The 6,000-nt window shown below is 40.1% G+C and carries 3 protein-coding genes; 1 reads left to right on the top strand and 2 read right to left on the bottom strand.

Annotated elements, in window-relative coordinates; all coding sequences use genetic code 11:
* Window positions 1–97 precede the first annotated feature (97 nt).
* Window positions 98–2,038 (top strand): methyl-accepting chemotaxis protein, encoded by a 1,941-nt coding sequence (locus tag F0226_RS20545; protein ID WP_171737373.1) that lies wholly within the window; start codon window positions 98–100, stop codon window positions 2,036–2,038.
* A 365-nt stretch (window positions 2,039–2,403) separates the two neighbouring features.
* Here the strand turns inward: F0226_RS20545 and aceA are convergent, their stop codons facing one another.
* Both aceA and aceB read right to left on the bottom strand, forming a co-directional pair.
* Entirely contained in the window at window positions 2,404–3,717 is a 1,314-nt protein-coding gene (aceA, locus tag F0226_RS20540; protein ID WP_171737372.1) for an isocitrate lyase, read from the bottom strand.
* Window positions 3,718–3,909: 192 nt separating this feature from the next.
* Window positions 3,910–5,547: a malate synthase A gene (gene aceB, locus F0226_RS20535; protein WP_171737371.1), complete on the bottom strand. Its 1,638-nt coding sequence runs from the start codon at window positions 5,545–5,547 to the stop codon at window positions 3,910–3,912.
* Window positions 5,548–6,000: the final 453 nt, after the last annotated feature.

Below are 6,000 nucleotides of genomic sequence, written 5' to 3'. Positions count from 1 at the left end.
ATTTAAATCAACATACTGATGTATTTATTAATAACTATAATGTAAGAATTCGTTAACAATAATAATTAAGTAAGCTGTCTCACTAGGAATTATCATTATGAGTTTAAAGAAGTTACTATCCTTAGGTTTCGGGGTCATTTTGGCCTTAATATTGGTCATATCAATTGTTGCCTCGTTACGTTTTTATCAATCGAGTGATGGTTTTAATACCTACCGTTCCCTAGCATTAACAAGTGTCTCTACAGGTCGAATTCAAGCCAATATTTTAGAAGCTCGACTAGCTGCATTGAAATACATTAAAAACCCTAGCTCTTCCCATATTTCAGAATTAGATAAACGTATAAACACCTCTGTTCAACTCATAGAAGACGTACTGAATTCTCATATTGATGATGGTCATAAAAACGAATTTTTAGCGATTGAAGATCAACTGAAACAGTACGGTCAAGGATTTAACCAAGTTGTTCAGCTCGTAAATAACCGTAATCACCTTGTTAAAGACCAACTTGATCCATCTGGCATTAACATGAGAAAAGCGGTATCGAACCTCATGGAACAAGCATCGGTTGAAGAAGATCTTGAAGTTGCAGTTAGCTCAGGCAATCTTCAACAACACGTTTTGCTATCACGCTTATATGCATCAAAATTTTTAACGAGCAACCAACTTGAAGATGCAAAGCGAGCACAACAAGAGTTCAAGTATGCCGTTGAGCTATCTGAAGAGATCGAATCACAATTGATGTCGACAAAGCAAATAGGTCATTTAAATGACTTCAATAATTCATTTAAAACCTACCAAAACACGTTTGCAGAAGTCGTTCAAACCATCAGTCAAAGAAACGGGATAATTTCTAGCACTCTTGATGTTATGGGTGCGTCAGCGGCAAAAACCATCGAAGAAATAAAGTTATCAACTAAAGCAAAGCAAGATTCTGTTGGACCTGAGATGGTTGAACGTTTCTCTAATGCACAATTTGTTCTCGTGATTCTTTCTATCTTAGTGGTAATTATTGCCTTGGGTATTGCGGTATCGATCTACCGTAGTGTACTTAAAGTAGTAGGTGGCGAACCTAGTGACATTCAAGCCATTGTTGAAGAAGTGGCTTCAGGCAACCTATCTAAAGAAATCGCAATCACGGGTAAAGAAAGTGGCATCTATGCCAATATTTTGGAAATGCGCCAAGAGCTACGCCGAATTATTGATGGGTTCCACCAGATTTCAGACAACGTTTCTGCAGCTTCTGTCGAATTAACAGCAGTCATGAGTGAAACAGAAAGCAATGCTCAACAAGAGCTGAGCCAAATGGAACAAATTGCGACGGCGATTAATGAGCTTTCGAGCACGGCAAGTGAAGTAAGCCAAAACGCAGCAAGTGCTGAGAGTGCAGCCACCGATGCAACGTCTAATGTTCAAAAAGGCGGAAACTCTTTAGATTCTTCTGATGACATATCACGTAAAGTGGAAACATCAATCGAAGAAACGTCTAATATTGTGAATCAATTACAAGAATATTCAGTTGAGATTGGAACGGTTATTGAAGTCATTAACTCGATTTCAGAGCAAACCAATTTACTTGCACTGAATGCCGCAATTGAGGCAGCACGAGCCGGTGAACAAGGTCGTGGCTTTGCGGTTGTAGCCGATGAAGTTCGATCACTTGCAGCGAAAACTCAGCAATCTACGGTTGATATTCAAGAGATCATTTCTCGATTACAAGCTCAAGCTAAAGATGCGAATCAATTCATGCAATCAAATCTATCACTTGCCGAGGAATCTCGAAGCTACAGTGAACAATTACGTGAAGCCTTCTCATCTATTACTCACTCAGTTAGTTTGATTTCCGATATGAACACGCAGGTTGCCACTGCATCTGAAGAGCAATCTGGTGTGACTCAAGACATTTCTCAGAATGTATCTCAGACTTTCGATATCGTTCATCAAAATGTTTCTGGCATTAGACAAAGCAAAGAAGCAAGTGAAGAGCTTTCTTCTTTAGCCGCCAAACAGAAAGATCTATTGGGCTTCTTTAAGCTTTAATTTTTAGCTTCTCTTTTGGCTTTGGCTTTGGCTTTGGCTTTAAAGTGTAATGGATTAACGAGTAGATCTAACTTCTATTAGCAAATTAGATAGCCCTCTTATAACAAAGCGCTTCTCAGTAAAATGAGAAGCGCTTTCTTTTTACCAGTCATTCGATAATCTCAATTTATGCTCACCCACCTTTAAACTCATAATCTATAAATACAAAAAAAGAGCGACTAAATTAGTCGCTCAAAGGTCAGGGTTTCATGCATTCCCATCAATAAGGAATTTTATAAGCTATCACTATGTAAATAATGAAATAGTGATAGCGTTTGTTAGTTCTAATTATAGTAAGTTCTGGTTAAGTCTACTGCTAGTACAGGTTAAGAGAACTGCTCTTCTTCTGTTGAGCCAGTTAATGCCGTCACTGAAGAACTGCCACCTTGAATCGTATTAGTCATTCGGTCAAAGTAACCGGTACCTACTTCTTGTTGGTGAGCTACAAATGTGTAGCCTCGATCCGCAGCTTCAAACTCAGGACGTTGAACTTTCTCAACATAGTGACGCATGCCTTCACCTTGTGCGTAAGCGTGTGCCAATTCGAACATGTTGTACCACATGTTATGAATACCAGCCAAAGTGATAAATTGGTATTTGTAACCCATATTTGCCAGCTCTTGTTGGAATTTAGCAATCGTTTCTGAGTCTAGGTTTTTCTCCCAGTTAAACGAAGGTGAACAGTTATAAGCAAGCAGTTGATCTGGGTATTGGGCATGAATCGCTTCAGCAAATTTGCGTGCCTCTTCAAGACATGGTGTTGCAGTTTCACACCAAATCAAATCAGCATAAGGTGCATAAGCTAAGCCTCTAGAAATAGCTTGGTCGATACCCGCATCTACTTTGTAGAAACCTTCAGCAGTACGTTCGCCTTGGATGAACTCACTATCGTATGGGTCACAATCCGATGTCAGTAGGTCAGCAGCATTCGCGTCAGTACGTGCAATTACAAGTGTTGTGGTACCCGCTACATCTGCCGCTAGTCGAGCCGCAACTAATTTCTGAACCGCTTCTTGTGTAGGAACCAGTACTTTACCGCCCATATGACCACACTTCTTAACGGAAGCCAGTTGGTCTTCAAAGTGAACTCCAGCCGCACCAGATTCGATCATATTTTTCATCAGCTCATAAGCATTCAATACTCCACCAAAACCGGCTTCTGCATCGGCTACGATAGGTAGGAAGTAATCAATACCACCATCATCTTCAGCCGTTTTACCTGCCGCCCACTGAATTTGGTCTGCACGACGGAATGAGTTATTAATACGTTTTACTACCGAAGGGACAGAATCTACTGGGTATAGCGACTGATCTGGATACATTGTTGAAGCTGTATTGTTATCAGCGGCAACCTGCCAACCAGAAAGATAAATCGCTTCAATGCCAGCCTTGGCTTGTTGGACTGCTTGACCGCCAGTTAGTGCACCTAAACAGTTCACATAGCCTTTTTTAGAAGAACCATTTACAAGTTCCCAAAGTTTATCTGCGCCACGTTGAGCGAGAGTGTTTGCAGGTACTACAGAGCCACGAAGTTCAACAACTTCTTCTGCTGTATAAGTACGCTTTACGTTATTCCAGCGTGGATTCGTTGCCCAATCTTTTTCTAGAGCTTCAATTTGTTGGCGGCGAGTTAATGTCATGGTCTATCCCTCTCATTATTGGCGCTTCATGCACCTTGGCATTACTTCTCGATCAGTACGGCTGACTCTGAATTTGGAAGCTTATATTCACGTTATTGTTTAGGTATCTATTTCTAGTGATTAGTTTTCTAGTAATACGTTATTGAATCGTCTTATTTTTCATAATTGTTATGTTATTTACTTGCTCAATTCTTACTCTAAGAAGTCGTAACCAGGTACTGTCAGGAAGTTAGTTAGCTCATCGCTAGTGGTTAATTCAGCCATTAATTTAGCGGCTTCTTTAAATCTTCCTGATGAAAATCGCTCTTCCCCTACTTCATTTTTCACAGCTAGATATTCTTCTGAAAGATACTGTTCAAATAGGGACTTAGTCACAACAGCACCGTTGTCCAATGTTTTCTGATGCTGAATCCATTGCCATATTGAGGCTCTAGATATTTCCGCAGTGGCGGCATCTTCCATTAGTCCGTAAATAGGTACACACCCATTGCCAGAAATCCAAGCTTCGATGTATTGCAACGCCACACGAATGTTATGTCGCATACCTTGCTCTGTTATTTCACCATCACAAGGCGCTAAAAGTTCTTCTGCGGAAATCGGAGCATCTTGATTGCGTGATACATCTAGCTGATTTGTACGTTCTCCCAGTTTTTCATTAAAAACGTTCAGTGCGGTATCTGCTAAACCAGGGTGTGCTACCCAAGTACCATCATGTCCATTATTCGCTTCTAATGATTTATCGTTGTGTACTTTATCGAGCACTTGCTGGTTTGTTTGAGGATCTTTCGCTGGAATAAAGGCGGCCATTCCTCCCATAGCGAAAGCTCCACGTTTATGACACGTACTTACCAACAACCTTGAATAAGCATTAAGGAAAGGCTTGTCCATGGTTACTACTTGACGATCTGGCAGTACTCTATCTGGGTATTTACGTAGGGTTTTGATGTAGCTGAAAATGTAATCCCAGCGTCCACAGTTCAAACCGACAATATGTTCTTTTAGTGAAAATAGAATTTCATCCATTTCAAATACAGCTGGCAAAGTTTCGATAAGCACCGTTGCTTTAATGGTGCCAGTATCAAGCCCGAAATAATCTTCCGTGAAATGAAATACATCGCTCCACCACTTAGCTTCTTGATGGCTCTGTAGCTTAGGAATATAGAAGTATGGTCCGCTGCCTTTTTTCAGTAAGGCGACATAGTTGTTATAGAAATACAGAGCAAAATCAAACAAAGCGCCAGGGATAATCTGACCATTGAAAGTGACATGCTTTTCTTTTAAATGCAGGCCGCGAACTCGACAAATAAGCACGGCAGGATCTTCGGCTAGCTGATATTGCTTACCATTGCTTGGGTTTGTGTAATTGATGGTGCCATTAACAGCATCACGCAAGTTCACTTGCCCATCGAGCACTTTACTCCAAGCTGGTGACATTGAATCTTCAAAGTCAGCCATGAATACTTTCACATTTGCATTCAGTGCATTAATCACCATCTTGCGGTCTGTAGGGCCTGTAATCTCTACTCTACGATCTTGCAGATCAGAAGGGATCCCTTGAATCTTCCAGCTTCCCTCTCGGATATCTTGTGTATCCTTTAAGAAGTCTGGCAGTTGACCAGCATCGATTTGTGCTTGCTTCGCTTCTCGTATGATAAGTAACTCGTCAATTTGAGGAGCCAACTTCTCACACAGTAACGATAAAAAGGTTTGGGCTTCCAAAGGGAAAATTGCTTGGTGTTCTGGAGAAAGGTGACCAGTCACCTCAAGCATGCCTTCTGTTTGAGTGTTTTTATTATTCTGCGATGTTGTTTTCGTTGGTTGAGCAAGCATAATCCCGTCCTTGACACTACATTTGTAAGTTTTAAACCACAAAGAACATTTACATCGTCGTTCTCACATCGGTCCTATCTTTCATTTTTACGTTTCAGTTTTTCTTAATTTACTTTGTACCTTTGTCGCTCTGCCTATTACATTCCCCGACTTGAAACTTGATTACAAGCCTTTTAAAGCTAGACATAAGTCTTATCTGGTATGCATTTAACCTATACCAAGATCGTGTAGAGCTAAAGGTCTAAAGTTAATAAAAAGTTAAAAACGAAGTTTTGTCCGGTTGTGATTAAACACCTGTTTTAATACCTAAATTTGTAATTTATTACGTAATTAAATTACCAAAATTTTGATAGGTGAAATTCGTTTAAAACAAGCGTTCGAAACAATAGGTATGTAAGGCGTTGCTTATTTAACAATAAGTTAGAGGTAGGAAAGTATGACTATTAAAACAAG

This window comes from Vibrio sp. 99-70-13A1 (assembly GCF_013114625.1).
Taxonomy (GTDB): domain Bacteria; phylum Pseudomonadota; class Gammaproteobacteria; order Enterobacterales; family Vibrionaceae; genus Vibrio.
Note: the sequence above shows the minus strand (reverse complement) of the source record. Positions and strands in the feature narration are given on the sequence as shown.

What these genes read in the sequence shown, in the direction of transcription:
- aceB (WP_171737371.1), bottom strand. Translation starts at nt 5,547, where the DNA reads ATGCTTGCTCAACCAACGAAAACAACATCGCAGAATAATAAAAACACT.
- F0226_RS20545 (WP_171737373.1), top strand. Translation starts at nt 98, where the DNA reads ATGAGTTTAAAGAAGTTACTATCCTTAGGTTTCGGGGTCATTTTGGCC.
- aceA (WP_171737372.1), bottom strand. Translation starts at nt 3,717, where the DNA reads ATGACATTAACTCGCCGCCAACAAATTGAAGCTCTAGAAAAAGATTGG.